The sequence below is a fragment of the Enterobacter sp. CM29 genome, assembly GCF_013179605.1.
Classification (GTDB): domain Bacteria; phylum Pseudomonadota; class Gammaproteobacteria; order Enterobacterales; family Enterobacteriaceae; genus Enterobacter; species Enterobacter intestinihominis.
This window is the reverse complement of the sequence record NZ_JABMCU010000100.1, coordinates 1-16,366: the sequence shown is the minus strand read 5'-3', so window position 1 is coordinate 16,366 and position 16,366 is coordinate 1. Positions and strand designations below refer to the sequence as shown.

The 16,366-nt window shown below is 54.9% G+C and carries 15 protein-coding genes; 7 read left to right on the top strand and 8 right to left on the bottom strand.

The annotated features are described in order from the left end of the window. The first annotated feature begins 337 nt into the window (after nucleotides 1–337). A complete protein-coding gene (locus HP459_RS13645; RefSeq protein ID WP_063163999.1) occupies nucleotides 338–1,045 on the top strand; it encodes a FadR/GntR family transcriptional regulator in 708 nt (235 codons plus the stop codon). Further along, nucleotides 1,042–2,475 (top strand): multidrug transporter subunit MdtD, encoded by a 1,434-nt coding sequence (mdtD, locus tag HP459_RS13640; RefSeq protein WP_171936334.1) that lies wholly within the window; start codon nucleotides 1,042–1,044, stop codon nucleotides 2,473–2,475. The genes HP459_RS13645 and mdtD overlap by 4 nt, the downstream gene beginning before the upstream one ends. Here the strand turns inward: mdtD and rbsR are convergent. The 7 genes from rbsR to kup form a co-directional block, all read right to left on the bottom strand. Next, nucleotides 2,441–3,433, bottom strand: a complete 993-nt coding sequence (gene rbsR, locus HP459_RS13635; protein ID WP_171936333.1) for a ribose operon transcriptional repressor RbsR — start codon at nucleotides 3,431–3,433, stop codon at nucleotides 2,441–2,443. The genes mdtD and rbsR overlap by 35 nt on opposite strands. A gap of 3 nt (nucleotides 3,434–3,436) precedes the next feature. Continuing rightward, nucleotides 3,437–4,366 (bottom strand): ribokinase, encoded by a 930-nt coding sequence (gene rbsK, locus HP459_RS13630; RefSeq protein WP_003862399.1) that lies wholly within the window; start codon nucleotides 4,364–4,366, stop codon nucleotides 3,437–3,439. 108 nt (nucleotides 4,367–4,474) lie between these two features. After that, nucleotides 4,475–5,365, bottom strand: coding sequence for a ribose ABC transporter substrate-binding protein RbsB (gene rbsB / locus HP459_RS13625; RefSeq protein ID WP_003862397.1), 891 nt, complete (start codon nucleotides 5,363–5,365; stop codon nucleotides 4,475–4,477). A 27-nt stretch (nucleotides 5,366–5,392) separates the two neighbouring features. Beyond that, on the bottom strand, nucleotides 5,393–6,358 hold the full coding sequence (gene rbsC / locus HP459_RS13620) for a ribose ABC transporter permease (RefSeq protein ID WP_022649866.1): 966 nt from the start codon (nucleotides 6,356–6,358) through the stop codon (nucleotides 5,393–5,395). A 4-nt stretch (nucleotides 6,359–6,362) separates the two neighbouring features. Beyond that, a complete protein-coding gene (gene rbsA / locus HP459_RS13615; protein WP_022649867.1) occupies nucleotides 6,363–7,868 on the bottom strand; it encodes a ribose ABC transporter ATP-binding protein RbsA in 1,506 nt (501 codons plus the stop codon). A 7-nt stretch (nucleotides 7,869–7,875) separates the two neighbouring features. Further along, complete coding sequence (rbsD, locus tag HP459_RS13610; RefSeq protein ID WP_003862392.1) at nucleotides 7,876–8,295, bottom strand: D-ribose pyranase; 420 nt, start codon at nucleotides 8,293–8,295, stop codon at nucleotides 7,876–7,878. Between the two features lie 197 nt (nucleotides 8,296–8,492). Beyond that, the gene (gene kup, locus HP459_RS13605; RefSeq protein WP_006808744.1) at nucleotides 8,493–10,361 is read right to left on the bottom strand and encodes a low affinity potassium transporter Kup; all 1,869 of its coding nucleotides are present in this window, start codon (nucleotides 10,359–10,361) and stop codon (nucleotides 8,493–8,495) included. Between the two features lie 222 nt (nucleotides 10,362–10,583). On the opposite strand from kup, the gene ravA reads away from it, so the two are divergent. Both ravA and viaA read left to right on the top strand, forming a co-directional pair. Continuing rightward, nucleotides 10,584–12,080 (top strand): ATPase RavA, encoded by a 1,497-nt coding sequence (gene ravA / locus HP459_RS13600; protein ID WP_022649869.1) that lies wholly within the window; start codon nucleotides 10,584–10,586, stop codon nucleotides 12,078–12,080. Beyond that, the gene (gene viaA, locus HP459_RS13595; RefSeq protein ID WP_022649870.1) at nucleotides 12,074–13,525 is read left to right on the top strand and encodes an ATPase RavA stimulator ViaA; all 1,452 of its coding nucleotides are present in this window, start codon (nucleotides 12,074–12,076) and stop codon (nucleotides 13,523–13,525) included. The genes ravA and viaA overlap by 7 nt, the downstream gene beginning before the upstream one ends. On the opposite strand, the gene asnA is transcribed toward viaA, so the two are convergent. Then, nucleotides 13,526–14,518, bottom strand: a complete 993-nt coding sequence (gene asnA, locus HP459_RS13590) for an aspartate--ammonia ligase (RefSeq protein WP_171936332.1) — start codon at nucleotides 14,516–14,518, stop codon at nucleotides 13,526–13,528. Nucleotides 14,519–14,669: 151 nt separating this feature from the next. Here asnA and asnC point away from each other — a divergent pair, with 151 nt between their 5' ends. The 3 genes from asnC to HP459_RS13575 all read left to right on the top strand — a co-directional run. Beyond that, nucleotides 14,670–15,128, top strand: a complete 459-nt coding sequence (gene asnC, locus HP459_RS13585; RefSeq protein WP_003862383.1) for a transcriptional regulator AsnC — start codon at nucleotides 14,670–14,672, stop codon at nucleotides 15,126–15,128. A 90-nt stretch (nucleotides 15,129–15,218) separates the two neighbouring features. Beyond that, nucleotides 15,219–15,668, top strand: a complete 450-nt coding sequence (gene mioC / locus HP459_RS13580) for an FMN-binding protein MioC (protein ID WP_154051790.1) — start codon at nucleotides 15,219–15,221, stop codon at nucleotides 15,666–15,668. A 374-nt stretch (nucleotides 15,669–16,042) separates the two neighbouring features. Continuing rightward, on the top strand, nucleotides 16,043–16,366 hold a 324-nt coding region (locus HP459_RS13575; protein ID WP_171936331.1), incomplete at its 3' end, for an FAD-dependent oxidoreductase.

The window sequence follows — 16,366 nt, the reverse complement described above, 5'->3', positions numbered from 1 at the left end:
CAGATTGTCTGATAAATTGTTAAAGAGCAGTGCCGCTACGTTTTCGCTGCGGCGCGGGGTGTGCATATTACGCTTTCCCGCTTCAGAGTCAAGCGTTTATTTTGCTTTTCTCTGCTGACCCGGCGGCTTGCGTGCCGTTGTTCCGTGTCAGTGGAGGCGCATTATAGGGAGTTCTTCTGAAGTGACAAGAGGTAATTTAAAAAAAGTTTCTGACCGTGTTTTTTTTCACCAAAAGCGATGAGATCAAGCTACAAATTGTTCTAATTGATGTATCTGCAACCACAATCACACCTGAGATGGCATAATTAGCCGCATCAATATTTAAGGAATAAAAGCGATGCCATTAAGCGCACAACAGCTGGCAGCTCAAAAAAACCTGTCCTATGTGCTGGCAGAAAAGCTGGCTCAGCTGATCTTAGCGGGTAAATATGCCCCAGGTAGCATCCTGCCCAGCGAGATGGAGCTGGGGGATCAGTTTGGTGTAAGCCGTACCGCCGTTCGCGAAGCGGTAAAAACATTAACGGCGAAAGGGATGGTGCTTCCACGCCCGCGCATTGGCACCCGCGTTATGCCTCAGAGAAACTGGAACTTTCTCGATCAGGAGTTACTCACCTGGTGGATGACCGAAGATAACTTTAATCAGGTCGTCGATCACTTTCTGGTCATGCGCAGCAGTCTTGAGCCTCAGGCCTGTCTGCTTGCCGCCACGCTCGGCACAGCAGAGCAAAAAGCGCAGCTCAATACTTTTATGGAAGAGATGGTGGATCTGAAAAAGCACTTTAACCGCGAGCGCTGGATAGAAGTCGATATGGCCTGGCATGAACATATCTATAATATGAGCGGAAATCCTTTCCTGACCTCCTTTGCTTCTTTATTCCATTCTGTGTACCACACTTACTTTGCCTCTATCACACAGGATGAGGTGGTGAAGCTGGATCTGCATCAGGCGATAGTCGATGCCATTCAGGAAAGCGACGGGCAGCGAGCCCTGAGTGCGTGCCAGGCGTTGCTGGCCGCGCCAACCCACCAGCAGGTAAATAAATGACAGAGAAAAAAGCACGCAGTATGGCCGGATTGCCGTGGATTGCAGCCATGGCGTTCTTTATGCAGGCACTGGATGCCACTATCCTCAATACCGCCCTTCCCGCAATAGCCCAAAGCCTTAACCGCTCCCCACTGGCGATGCAATCCGCCATCATCAGTTATACCCTGACGGTGGCGATGCTCATTCCGGTCAGCGGCTGGCTGGCCGATCGTTTCGGCACGCGCAAAGTGTTTATGCTGGCGGTGACGCTGTTCACCCTCGGTTCTCTGGCTTGCGCCCTTTCTACCTCTCTGACGGAACTGGTTATCTTCCGCGTTCTACAGGGGATAGGCGGCGCGATGATGATGCCCGTCGCGCGTCTGGCGTTATTGCGCGCCTATCCGCGCAGCGAACTGCTCCCGGTGCTCAACTTTGTGACTATGCCGGGGCTGGTCGGCCCGATACTTGGCCCGGTTCTCGGCGGCGTACTGGTGACCTGGGCAAGCTGGCACTGGATCTTCCTGATTAATATTCCGATTGGTGTGGCAGGGCTAATCTATGCCCGCAAATATATGCCGAACTTAACCACACCACGACGCAGCTTCGATATGGGCGGCTTCTTCCTGTTTGGCCTGAGCCTGGTCCTGTTCTCCAGCGGGATGGAGCTGTTTGGCGAGAAAATCGTAGCGACGTGGCTGGCGCTGGCCATCATTCTTAGCGGTATTCTGCTGTTCCTTCTATATATCCGTCATGCGCGTCGCCATCCGACACCGCTTATCTCTTTATCTCTGTTTAACACCCGAACGTTTTCCGTCGGGATCGCGGGCAATATTGCCTCGCGTCTGGGCACGGGCTGCGTACCGTTCCTGATGCCGCTGATGCTCCAGGTCGGTTTCGGCTATCCGGCCCTGATTGCTGGCTGCATGATGGCCCCCACAGCGATGGGCTCAATTCTGGCAAAATCGACGGTCACGCAGGTGCTGCGCTGGTTTGGCTATCGTAAGACGCTGGTTGGCGTGACGATCTTTATTGGATTGATGATTGCGCAGTTCTCCCTGCAATCTGCGGCGTTACCCATCTGGATGCTGATCCTGCCGCTGTTTGTGCTGGGTATGGCCATGTCGACGCAGTTTACGTCGATGAACACCATCACCCTTGGGGACCTCACCGACGAGAATGCCAGCAGCGGCAACAGCGTACTGGCGGTCACTCAACAGCTGTCGATCAGCCTCGGGGTTGCCGTGAGCGCGGCGGTACTGCGGTTTTATGAAGGGTTTGACGGTACAAATACCGTTGAGCAGTTCCACTATACCTTTATCACCATGGGCGCGCTTACCGTGGTATCGGCGGTGGTCTTTATGTTGTTAAAACCAAAAGACGGCCGGAACCTGATTAAAGAGCGTCATAAAGATAAGGCTAAACCGAACCGCGTTCCATCAGAACAGGAGTAAGCTGCAAACGTTGCTGTTGCAGCGTGGGCTGAGCCATGCGGTGGATCAACACATCGATGGCCAGCTCACCCAGTTCATCCTTCGGCTGATGAATGGTGGTCAGCGGCGGCGTCATGTAGCGCGCCAGTTCGATATCATCATAACCGACGATCGCCATGTCGTCCGGAACACGTAATCCCGCCTGATACAGCGCCTGATAAGCTCCGAATGCCATCGCATCGTTACCGATAAACACCGCCTGCGGGCGCGACTCTTGCGCCAGCAGTTTCTGCATTGCTTCAAATCCACCGTTAAATTCGAAATCGCCGGTGATGCGATAGCCATCAGGAATGGCAAGCCCCGCCCGTTCCATGGCCGAAAGATAGCCTTCCAGACGCAAGCGCGCCGGGGTTTTATCCAGCGGGCCGGTAATACAGGCAATGCGGGTATAACCTTTATCGATCAGATGCTGAGTCGCCATATCGCCGCCCAGCAGCGAGTTATCCTGGATCAGATCGCTGGTGCCGTCGAACGGCGCCCAGTCCATCATCACCGTGGGAATAGAAGGGTAGCGCTGGATGATCTCTTTCGAAGGTTGATGCGTTTCGGTACAGAGCAGCAGCAGCCCGTCGACGCGTTTTTGCATCAGCGTCTCCAGGTTTCGGTTCATGCGCTGCTCATCGCCTTCGGTATTACATAGCACCAGGCTGTAGCCGCGTTCGAAACAGCTGCGCTCCACGCCGCGCACCAGTTCAGAATAAAAAGGGTTGGTACTGGCCGTGATCAGCATGCCGATGGTGCGCGTCTGGTTGAGCTTCAGGCTGCGGGCCAGCGCAGACGGCGCATAGTTGAGTTCTTTAATTGCAGCGTCAACTTTCTCCCGAATCGCCTCGCTGACGAAGCGATCCTTATTGATAACGTGGGAAACAGTCGAGGTAGAAACGCCCGCCATACGGGCGACATCTTTCATTGTGGCCAAGCGTTACCCCTGCTGACTTAAGAATTCATCAATCTCTTTACGCCATGGAACAGAAGGCTGAGCGCCTTTACGCGTCACCGCAATCGCAGCGGCGGCATGCGCGAAGCGGATCGCGTCATCCATTGCTTTTCCTTCCAGCAGCGCCGTTACCAGCGCACCGTTGAAGGTGTCTCCTGCGGCGATGGTATCAATGGCTTTGACCTTAAAGCCCGGCACGCGACGGCCTTCGCCATTGACGCTTGCCCACACCCCACGGCTGCCGAGGGTGATGATCACGGTGCCGATGCCTTTATCATGCAGCGCAAGCGCGGCACGCGCGGCATCGTCATCATTTTCGACACGGATACCCGTCAGCTTTTCCGCTTCGGTTTCGTTCGGGGTGATGATATCCACCAGCGCCAGCAGCTCGTCTGATAATACACGGGCAGGCGCCGGGTTAAGTACGACAGACGTATGATTTTCATGCGCAATTTTCGCAGCGGCCAGCACGCTTTCAACCGGTGACTCCAGCTGCATCAGCAGGGCTTCCGCTCCGGCGATGATCCCACGCTGCGCTTCGACGCGTTCAGTCGTTAACGCGGCATTAGCCCCCGCATGAATACCGATGACATTCTCACCTTCCGCATTGACGAAAATCAGCGCCACGCCGGTAGATTCCCCTGCAACCACGCTGACGGGTGCGATGTCGATGTTGTCGCTTGCCAGCTGTTTGCGTACGCGCTCGCCGGTATCGTCATCACCCGTACAGGCGATAAACGCGATATTTGCCCCGCTGCGTCCGGCGGCAACTGCCTGGTTTGCGCCCTTACCGCCGAACGCGACCTGATACTGATTGCCAGTGACGGTTTCGCCCGGAGTGGGGAACGTTTCAAGGTTAAGAATGTGATCGGCATTGATACTGCCAAGGACGACGAGGTTGCCTGCGGTTTTCATGTATTGAGGTGTCCATCTGAGAGCGCCACCGGTATTACCCGGTGGCGTATGCCACACTTTTCTTTTATTTGGTGTCCCTCAGGCAGCCAGCGACTGCCTGAATCGCCTTTACTGCTTAATGACCAGTTTCAGGTCAACAGGATATTTGGCCTGAACTTTTTCGCCCTTCAGCACTTTATCGGCAGTTTGCACGCCAGTCGCGCCAATCTGCTCAGGCAGCTGAGCAATGGTCGCAGCCAGTTTGCCATCATTTACTGCTTTTTCACCATCCGGCGTGCCGTCAAATCCGACAACCATCACATCTGATTTACCCGCAGTCTGGAGCGCACGCAGCGCACCGAGCGCCATTTCGTCGTTCTGTGCGAATACCGCCTGCACATCAGGATGCGCGGTCAGCAGGTTCTGCATGACGTTCAGGCCCTTTGTACGGTCGAAGTCTGCCGGCTGGCTCGCCAGCACGTTAAATTTGTGCGCCGCTACAGCCTGCTGGAAACCTTCACCACGTTCACGGGCCGCGGAAGTCCCGGCGATACCCTGCAACTCGATCACTTTCGCGCCTTCACCTGCTTTCTTCGCGATGTAGTCACCGGCGATTTTGCCGCCCAGTACGTTATCAGACGCAATATGGCTAACAACGTCGCCTTTGGTCGCCTGACGGTCCAGGGTGATTACCGGGATCTTCGCCTGGTTTGCCATCTTCACGGCGTTACCGACCGCGTCGGAATCGGTTGGGTTGATCAGCAGGATTTTGGTACCACGAACGGTTAAGTCCTGAACGTTAGCCAGCTCTTTCGCCGGGTTGTTCTGAGAATCCAGCACCACCAGGTTGTAACCCAGTTTGTCTGCTTCTTTCTGCGCGCCATCCTTCAGGGAGACGAAGAACGGGTTGTTCAGGGTAGAGACAACCAGCGCGATGGTGTCCTTCGCCATGGCGTTAGCACTTACGGTTGCGCTCAGCGCGACAGCAGAAACCAGGGTAGCCAGTTTTTTCATGTTCATATCTAAGATGTCCTGTAGTGTCGTCAGTTACTGTTTTTTGTTGTCTACCAGTACCGCCAGCAAAATCACCACTGCCTTAACGATCATCTGGTAATAGGAGGAAACACCTAACAAATTCAAACCATTATTCAGGAAACCGAGGATCAGTGCGCCGATCAATGTCCCAACAATGCGACCTTTACCGCCCGCAAGGCTCGTACCACCCAGAACCACTGCCGCGATGGCATCCAGCTCATAGCCCGTACCCGCCGTTGGCTGCGCGGAAGAGAGGCGCGCCACTTCGATGATGCCCGCCAGAGATGCCAGCAGACCGCACAGGGAGTAAACGATAATTTTAACTTTGTTGACGCTAATACCGGACAGACGCGTTGCCGATTCGTTACCGCCCAGCGCATAAATATAACGACCCAGACGGGTATGATGCAGCATGTACCATGCCGCCAGGAAGACGATAGCCATGATCCAGACTGGCGTCGGGATACCCAGAGGGCGTCCGATACCAAACCAACCAAATAGATCGGCGTTTTCGGTAAAGCCGGTATTCACCGGGCTACCGTTGGTGTACACCATGGTGACGCCGCGCAGCAGCAGCATCATCACCAGCGTGGCAATAAACGCCTGTACGCGGCCTTTTGCCACAATCACGCCGGTTACCGCGCCAATTGCCGCACCTGCCGCCAGCGCAGCAGCAACGGCCACCAGCGCGTTGACCTCAATACCGACAATCGACGCGGCAATCGCACCGGTGAGCGCCAGCAGGGAACCGACGGACAGATCGATACCCGAGGTCAAAATCACCAGCGTCATCCCCACCGCCATAATGGCGTTGACGGAGGTCTGCTGAAGAATGTTGAACAGGTTATTGACGGTAAAAAAGTTCGGGCTCATGGTCGAGACAATCGCGATCAGCACCAGCAGGGCAATCAGCGATTTTTGTTCCATCAGCCATGCCTTTGTGAAATAGCGGCGACCAGAAACAGCCTGGGTAGTCATCTTCTTACTCCTGATTCACGCGATTAAGCTTGCCCACAGCGGCAGCCATCAGAACTTCCTGGGTGGCCTGCTCGCGAGTGAATTCACCACCGAGATGCCCTTCATGCATGACGATAATGCGATCGCTCATGCCTAATACTTCTGGCATCTCGGAAGAGACCAGAATGATGCTCAGACCGTCGGCCTTGAACTGGTTAATCAGCTGATAGATCTCTTTTTTCGCGCCCACGTCAACGCCGCGAGTTGGCTCATCGAGGATCAGTACTTTCGGGCGCGTCATCAACCCGCGGGCAATCGCCACTTTCTGCTGATTACCGCCGGACAACAGGCCAATCGCCTGCTCCATCGATGGGGTTTTAACGTTAAAGAGACGGATAAAATCGCTGACCGCCTGCTGCTCATCTTTGTGTTTCAGGCTGCCGCCGCTGCGGCTGAAATAGCGTAGCGCGGTCAGGGACATGTTCTCTTTTACCGACATGCCCAGCACTAAGCCGTCACGCTTACGGTCTTCGGAGATATAGACAATGCCGTTCGCCAGGCCATCCTGCGGCGAGCGGGTGACCACCTCATGGCCGTCAAGGGTAACGTAGCCGCTGGTGCGCGGCAGTGCGCCATAGAGCACTTTCATCAGTTCGGTACGTCCCGCGCCCATCAGGCCCGCGACGCCAAGGATCTCGCCCTTGCGCAGGGTAAAGGAGACGTCATCCACACCCGGCCCGCAGAGGTTATCCACCTTCAGGCGGATCTCTCCTGGCGCTTTGTCCAGACGCGGATACTGGTCTTCGAGCTTACGTCCCACCATCATTTCAATCAGCGAATCTTCGGTCAGCGTGGCCACTTCACGCTCGGCAATGAACTGCCCGTCGCGGAAGACGGTGACGTCGTCGCAGATCTCGAAAATTTCTTTCATGCGGTGAGAGATATAGACAATGCCGCGCCCCTGGGATTTCAACTCACGGATCACGCGGAACAGGGATTCGGTTTCGGTATCGGTCAGGGCGTCGGTCGGTTCATCCATAATGATGACCTTCGACTCGAAGCTCAGCACCTTCGCGATCTCCACCATCTGCTGATCGCCGATGGAAAGGTCGCCCACCAGTCGGTCGCTCTTAAAGCGCAGATTCAGCTTCGCCAGCAGTTTGTCCGCTTCGGCATACATGGTTTTCCAGTCGATTTTGCCAAACCGGTTCACGAACTCACGGCCGAGGAAGATGTTCTCCGCAATGGTGAGCTGCGGGATCAGGTTCAGCTCCTGGTGGATGATGCCAATGCCCGCTTCCTGAGAGGATTTCGGGCCGTTGAAGGTGGTCTCTTTACCCAGCCACAGCAGCGAACCGGCATCGCGTTGATAGATCCCGGTCAGCACTTTCATCATGGTGGATTTACCGGCGCCGTTTTCGCCCACCAGCGCCATTACGCGCCCGGAATAGACGTTCAGCGCCGCGCCGGAGAGGGCTTTAACGCCCGGGAACGACTTATCGATCCCTTTGAGTTGCAGTAATGCGTCCATGATGGCCTCAGAAGGTGACGCCAGCACAGAGAATGATATTCGCATACGGGGAACACTCCCCGCTGCGAATCACCGCCTGACTGTCTGCGGTTTGTTGTTTGAACTGCTCGTGCGTTGTGTAACGAATTTCTATGGTGTTTCCCTGGTGCTGTTGCAGTTGCTCAATGTGGCTGAGCAACGTTTCGTGGAGTTGCGGATTATGTTGTTTGATTTCCGCCGCGAGAATGGCCGCCTCAACCTGCATCTCCGCCGTCACGACTTCCAGTACCTGCATGAACGAGGGTACGCCCTGCGTTAACGCCATATCGATACGGGTTGTGCTGCGCGGAACCGGTAAGCCTGCATCGCAAACCACCAGCGTATCGGTATGCCCAAGACGGGAAATTACCGATGATATTTCTGAGTTGAGTACTGTGCCTTTCTTCATTTTTTGCTCCACTAGCGAAACGTTTCGCTAAAAACAGTGTAGCCGCAGAAGTGTTCAGAAAACCATCATGACGTAACGGATTTGTGATCGGCGTCGAAACGTTTCGCTAAGTGAAATATTGAGGTGATTTTGGCGGGTATGTTGAGGATCTGGTAGGCCGGGTAAGCGCAGCGCCACCCGGCATTTTTTAAAAGGACTTAAATCTCGACCTGCGTCCCCAGCTCAATCACGCGATTGGGCGGGATCTCAAACTGGTCAGGCGCACGCAGGGCGTTACGTTGCAGGATGAGATACAGCTTACCGCGCAGACGCAGATACCATGGGCGCTTGCCGATGATCAGCGACTCGTGGGACATAAAGAACGATGTCTCCATCATGCGGCAGCTCAACCCTTCCAGACCGCAGCGGTGGAATACCTCTTCCACATTCGGCGTTTCGCGCCAGCCGTAGCTTGCCACCACGCGCCAGAAGGTTGGCGACAGCTGCTCAATCTGTACGCGTCGCACGTTGTGAACATACGGCGCATCTTCGGTACGCAGCGTCAGCAGGATCACGCGCTCGTGCAGCACTTTGTTGTGCTTAAGGTTATGCATCAGCGCAAACGGGATCACGTTCAGCGCACGAGACATATACACCGCCGTACCCGGCACACGCACCGGCGGGGATTTCTCCAGCGAGGCGATCATCGCCTCCAGAGAATTACCGTGCTCATGCATACGACGCAGCAGGCGGAAACGTTCGCTCTTCCACGTCGTCATCACGATGAACATCACCAGACCCAGCGTCAGCGGCAGCCAGCCACCGGAGACAATCTTATCGAGGTTCGCAGAGAACAGCGGTACGTCGATGCAGAGGAAGCCAACCAGGATCAGCCCCACGAGGAACTTATTCCAGTGCCAGTTACGGTACGCCACGGTGGTGGAGAGAATAGAGGTCAACACCATCGTTCCGGTCACCGCGATACCGTACGCCGCCGCCAGGTTACTGGAGTGCTCGAAGCTGACGATAACAATCACCACCGCGAAATAGAGCAGCCAGTTGACGAACGGAATGTAGATCTGGCCTGACTCCATCTCAGAGGTATGGATAATGCGCATCGGCGAGAGATACCCCAGACGCACGGCCTGACGCGTCAGGGAGAATACGCCGGAAATAACAGCCTGAGAGGCAATGACCGTCGCCAGCGTCGCCAGGATCAGCATCGGAACCAGCGCCCAGTCCGGCGCCAGCAGGAAGAACGGGTTTTTAATCGCTTCAGGATGGGCAAGCAGCAGCGCGCCCTGGCCGAAGTAATTCAGCACCAGTGAAGGCAGAACAACGCTAAACCAGGCGACGCGAATTGGGAGTTTCCCGAAGTGGCCCATATCTGCATACAGCGCTTCAACACCGGTAATGGAAAGCACTACCGCGCCCAGCGCCACAAACGACACCACTTTATATTCCAGGAAGAAATGCACCGCCCACATTGGGTTCAGCGCATGCAGGACATCCGGATTGGCGATAATACTGCGTAAGCCCAGCGCCGCCAGGATCAGGAACCAGGCCAGCATAATAGGCGCGAACAGCTTACCCACCAGCCCGGTACCGTGTTTTTGTATAGCAAACAGCAACGTCAGCACGATAATAGCGAGTGGCACCACCCACGTATCAAGCTGTGGCGCGACAATCTCCAGCCCCTCTATGGCCGACATCACCGAAATCGCTGGCGTAATCACGACTTCCCCATAGAAGAAGCTGCCACCAATCAGGCCAATGATGACCAGCACGGAGGTCATTCTTGCAGATGTATTGCGCCCAGCAAGGGACATCAGGGTCAGAATACCGCCCTCGCCCGCGTTATCAGCCCGCATAACGAAAGAGAGATACTTAAGGGAGACCACCAGGATCAGCAGCCAGAAGATGAGCGAGAGGAAACCAAATACGGCGTCACGCTCTACACCAAAACCAAACTGACCGGACAAACATTCACGAAGCGTATAAAGCGGGCTGGTGCCGATATCACCGTAGACAACCCCGATCGCTGCAAGCGTTACTGCGGGTAATGATTGCTTATTATCAGTGCTCATAGACTAGTCTTTTCGTTTGAATAACAAATGTGTGCTTAGTCCCTTGGCCCACAAAAAGCGCACAGTATGCACGATTCAATGCAAAATCGTACCCCTAAATGCAGCCGCATTAATGTAGCGCAAAGAAAATAGCGCCGCACTTCAGCCTATTACCAGGCCAGACCGAAACGTCTATACTCGCTTCAATTAGCCGCCACGACGGCGAAAGGATGCAAAACTATTATGGCTCACTCACATTTATTAGCAGAAAGAATTTCCCGCCTCAGCAGTGCGCTGGAGAAAGGCCTTTACGAGCGTAGCCACGCCATTCGCCTCTGTTTACTGGCGGCGCTGAGCGGGGAAAGCGTGTTTCTGCTGGGTCCGCCGGGCATTGCCAAAAGTCTGATCGCACGCCGCCTCAAATTCGCTTTCCAGAACGCTCGTGCATTCGAGTATTTGATGACGCGTTTCTCCACGCCGGAAGAAGTTTTCGGCCCGCTCTCCATTCAGGCGTTAAAAGATGAGGGACGCTATGAACGTCTGACGGCGGGCTATCTCCCGGAAGCGGAAATCGTCTTTCTTGATGAGATCTGGAAAGCCGGCCCGGCCATTCTGAATACCCTGCTGACGGCAATCAACGAACGCCGCTTCCGCAACGGCGCGAGCGAAGAGAAGATCCCCATGCGGTTGCTGGTGGCCGCGTCTAACGAACTTCCCGAAGCCGACAGCAGCCTTGAAGCGCTGTATGACCGCATGCTGATCCGCCTGTGGCTGGATAAAGTCCAGGACAAATCGAACTTCCGCTCAATGCTGGTAAGCCAGCAGGACGAAAACGAAAATCCGGTGGCACCATCATTACAGGTCACGGACGAAGAGTATGACCAGTGGCAGGAAGAGATAGGCAAAATTAAGCTGCCCGATGCCGTCTTTGAGCTGATCTTCATGCTGCGCCAGCAGCTTGATTTATTGCCCTCCGCGCCGTACGTCTCCGACCGTCGCTGGAAAAAAGCCATTCGTCTGCTTCAGGCAAGCGCCCTGTTCAGCGGCCGCGATGCTGTCGCCCCCATCGATCTGATCCTGCTGAAAGACTGTCTGTGGCACGACGCAGAAGGGATGAATTTGATGCAGCAGCAGCTGGACGTTTTGATGACCGGGCACGCGTGGGGTCAGCAATCCATGCTTAATCAACTGGGGGCGATTGCCCAACGTCGTCTTCAGCTTCAGCAGCAGCAAAGTGACAAAACCGCGCTGAAGGTGAACCGTCTTGGCGGGATGTTTGCCCGTAAACCGCACTATGAACTGCCAGCCGAGCTGACTGACGCCTCGCTCACACTTCTTCTTCAGCAGCCGCTGAAGCTTCATGATATGCAGGTGGTGCACGTGACGATCGAACGCGTTGCGCTGGTTCAGTGGCTGGATAAGGGCGGCGAGATCCGCGGTAAACTCAACGGTATCGGCTTTGCACAGCCGCTGTCGATGGAAGTCGACAGCAGCCAGCACCTTGTGATCCGCGACGTCAGCCTTCAGGGATCGCGCCTGGCGCTGCCGGGCACGGCCTCTGACAGTCTTCCGGAGGAGATCAAACAGCAGCTCGAAGCGCTGGATAACGAATGGCATCAGCAGCACACGCGCTTCAGCGAGCAGCAGAAATGCCTCTTTATCCATAGCGACTGGTTAGGTCGCATTGAAGCCAGCTTGCAGGATGTCAGCGCGCAGATTAAACAGGCGCGTCAATGCTAACGCTGGACACGCTTAACGTCATGCTGGCGGTTAGCGAGGAAGGGTTGATCGAAGAGGTCGTCATTACCCTGCTCGCTTCACCGCAGCTGGCGGCCTTCTTTGAAAAATTTCCGAAGCTCAGAAAAGCAATGACGGACGATCTTCCCCGCTGGCGCGATAACCTGCGCCAGCGGTTTAAGGAGACGGAAGTCCCGCCGGAACTGACAGAGGAAGTGGCTGGTTACCAGCAGTGCCAGCGGCTTTCAACGCCGCAGTTTATTGCCCAGCTACAGCAAACCCTGACGCTGCTAGATAACGTTCACTCCCCGTTTGCCAGCCAGGCCAGAGCGCTGGTCACGGACAACCCCAGCTTTACTCCCGCCCTGCATACGCTGTTTTTACAGCGCTGGCGGCTCAGTCTTGTCGTTCAGGCCACCTCTCTCAACCAGCAGTTGCTGGACGAAGAGCGCGAACAGCTGTTAAGCGAAGTTCAGGAGCGGATGACGTTAAGCGGCCAGCTAGAACAGGTGCTGGTGGAGAATGAAAACGCCGCCGGTCGACTCTGGGATATGAGTGCCGGTCAGTTAAAACGTGGCGATTATCAGTTGATCGTGAAGTACGGCGACTTTCTGGCACAACAGCCGGAGCTGATGAAGCTTGCAGAACAGCTTGGTCGATCCCGGGAGGCCAGGTCAATTCCAAAGAAAGATGCGCCGATGGAAACCTTTCGTACGCTGGTACGCGAGCCCTCCACCGTACCGGAGCAGGTGGACGGCTTACAGCAAAGCGATGATATCCTGCGCCTGTTGCCTACGGAACTCAGCACGCTGGGAATGACCGAACTGGAGTATGAGTTTTATCGCCGTCTGGTGGAAAAACAGCTTCTTACCTATCGGTTGCATGGCGAAGCCTGGCGCGAAAAAATCAGCCAGCGCCCGGTGGTGCATCAGGACTTTGATGAGCAACCGCGCGGTCCATTCATTGTTTGCGTAGATACGTCCGGATCGATGGGGGGATTTAATGAGCAGTGTGCAAAAGCGTTCTGCCTGGCTCTGATGCGCGTGGCGCTCGCCGATCGTCGTCGCTGCTACATCATGTTATTTTCCAGCGAAGTGGTGGGGTATGAACTGACCAGCCCACAGGGGCTGGAGCAGGCGATCCGCTTTTTAAGCCAGCGCTTTCGCGGCGGCACCGATCTGGCCAGCTGTTTTCGCAGCATCATTGAGCGCATGCAGGGCGGAGACTGGTACGACGCGGATGCGGTGGTGATTTCCGATTTTATTGCCCAGCGGCTGCCCGACGACGTCGTGAATAAAGTGAAGGAGATGCAGCGCGTGCATCAGCACCGCTTCCATGCCGTGGCGATGTCTGCACATGGAAAACCCGGCATCATGCGCATCTTCGATCACATCTGGCGCTTTGATACCGGGTTGCGTAGCCGCCTGCTCAGACGCTGGCGACGTTAATTAAAGAAGAGAACCGACGCTCTCACGTACCTGCTGCGGCCAGACCCCACACTGTACCTGACCGATATGGGACAGTTGCAACAGCAGCATGGTCAGACGAGACTGGCCAATACCACCGCCGATGGTCTGCGGCATTTCACCGCGCAGCAGCGCCTGGTGCCATTCCAGTTGCAGACGATCTTCATCACCGGTCACGGCCAGCTGACGCTTCAGTGCTTCAGCATCCACGCGGATCCCCATCGAAGAGAGTTCAAACGCATCTTCCAGAACCGGGTTCCAGACCAGAATATCGCCGTTCAGACCGGCATATTCGCTCTCGCCCACGGTGCTCCAGTCATCGTAATCCGGCGCACGGACGTCGTGACGTTTACCATCAGACAATTTCCCGCCAATGCCGATCAGGAATACCGCGCCCAGCTCTTTGGCGATCGCGCGTTCACGGCCTTTGGCATCCAGATCCGGGAAACGGCTCAGCAACTCCTGACTGTAAACAAAGCGGATCGTTTCCGGCAGGAACGGTGCCAGACCAAACTCTTTGCTCACGGCCGCTTCGGTCGCTTTGATCCCGGCGTAGATCGCCTCAACGGTAGATTTCAGCGTACCGACGTGACGCTCGCCGTCACCCATTACGCGCTCCCAGTCCCACTGGTCAACGTAGACAGAGTGAATGGGGGAGAGGCGGTCTTCATCGGGGCGAAGGGCTTTCATATGCGTGTAAAGCCCTTCGCCCGCGCTGAAGTCGTGTTGTCCCAGGGTTTGACGCTTCCACTTCGCCAGGGAATGAACCACTTCGAACTGGGCGTCTGGCAGTGTTTTCACTTTTACCTGTACCGCTTTTTCGCAACCAGACAAGTTATCCTGCGTCCCGTCACCCACGCGGCTCAGAATCGGCGCCTGCACTTCAATAAGGCCAAGCTTCTCTTCCAGCTGGCGAGAAAAATGGGATTTAACGAAACTGATCTGGCGTTGTTTTGCGATGTAAGCGGTTTTCATTATTTATACTCCTGCGTCCTGTTGATACTGATTAAGCAACAGAACAGGCGCTTAATTCAATAACCCATCAACAAAAAGCCACCTTCACTTTTGATTCGTTAAAATAAGACGCTAGAATAGAAGGAATCATTAATCTTCATAAGAAAAACCTATGGAAAATTATCAGATCGACAATCTGGACCGCGGCATTCTGGAAGCGCTCATGGCCAACGCACGCACCGCGTATGCCGAACTGGCGAAACAATTTGGCGTCAGCCCGGGGACCATTCACGTTCGCGTAGAGAAAATGAAGCAGGCCGGGATCATCACCGGCGCACGCATTGATGTCAGCCCGAAGCAACTCGGCTACGACGTCTGCTGCTTCATTGGCATTATTCTGAAAAGCGCCAAAGATTACCCCTCCGCGCTGGAGAAGCTGAACGCGCTGGATGAAGTCACTGAGGCGTACTACACCACCGGGCACTACAGCATCTTTATAAAGGTCATGTGCCGATCCATCGACGCTCTCCAGCAGGTACTTATCAACAAGATCCAAACAATCGATGAAATTCAGTCCACCGAAACCCTGATCTCCCTGCAAAACCCGATCATGCGTACTATCCGCCCGTGATCGGGCAATTTCATTCCCACATTTTCCACAGGTAGATCCCAGCTCGTTCACAGCGTACAATGACCGCCTCTTTATCTGAGCGAGCGATCAATGGCGGACATTACTCTTATCAGCGGCAGCACCCTGGGCGGTGCGGAATATGTAGCGGAACATCTGGCTGAGAAGCTGGAAGACGCGGGCTTTTCTACACAAACGCTGCACGGACCGCTGCTGGAAGATCTCCCGACTGACGGGGTCTGGCTGCTGATCACCTCCACGCACGGCGCGGGCGATCTGCCGGATAACCTGCAACCTTTATATGACGAACTGCTGGAACAACAGCCCGATCTGGCAAACGTCCGGTTTGGCGCTGTAGGGATCGGCAGCCGTGAATATGACACTTTCTGTGGCGCCATAGAGAAAGTAGAAGCTGCGGTGACCGCCTGCGGAGCAAAACAGCTGGGTGAAACACTGAAGATCAACATCCTCGATCATGATATTCCCGAAGATCCAGCTGAGATCTGGCTCGTGGAATGGAAAAATTTACTCAAAAACGATTAAAGATCGTGCGATCAGATGTGGATAACTCTGGTTAAAAGCTCGTATTAACCCGTAGTTATCCAAAGAACAACGTTAGTTTAGTTTTTGACCTGTGTATAAAGTGGCGATCTGATCCCAGCTTATACGGTCCAGGATCACCGATCATTCACAGCAAACGATCCTTCCTAACTGCATGATCTTATTTATGGGATCGGACTTATCCACAAAGGTCTGCGATCCTAATAAGAGATCACAATAGAACAGATCTCTAAATAAAAAGATCTTCTTTTTAATAGCCCAGGATCCCAATGCTTTCTCGAAAGACTAAAGTTGAGTAGAATCCACGGCCCGGGCTTCAATCCATTTTCATACCGCTTTACGCGAGGCAGACCACCATGTTTTATCAGGATCCTTTTGACGTCATCATCATTGGCGGGGGTCACGCAGGCACTGAGGCCGCAATGGCCGCAGCGCGAATGGGTCAGCAGACCCTGCTTTTGACACACAATATCGACACGCTGGGACAAATGTCCTGTAATCCGGCGATTGGCGGCATTGGGAAAGGACACCTGGTAAAAGAAGTGGATGCACTTGGCGGCCTGATGGCGAAAGCGATCGATCATGCGGGCATTCAGTTTAGGATACTAAACGCGAGTAAAGGTCCGGCTGTTCGCGCCACCCGTGCACAGGCAGACCGCGTGCTTTACCGTCAGGCTGTG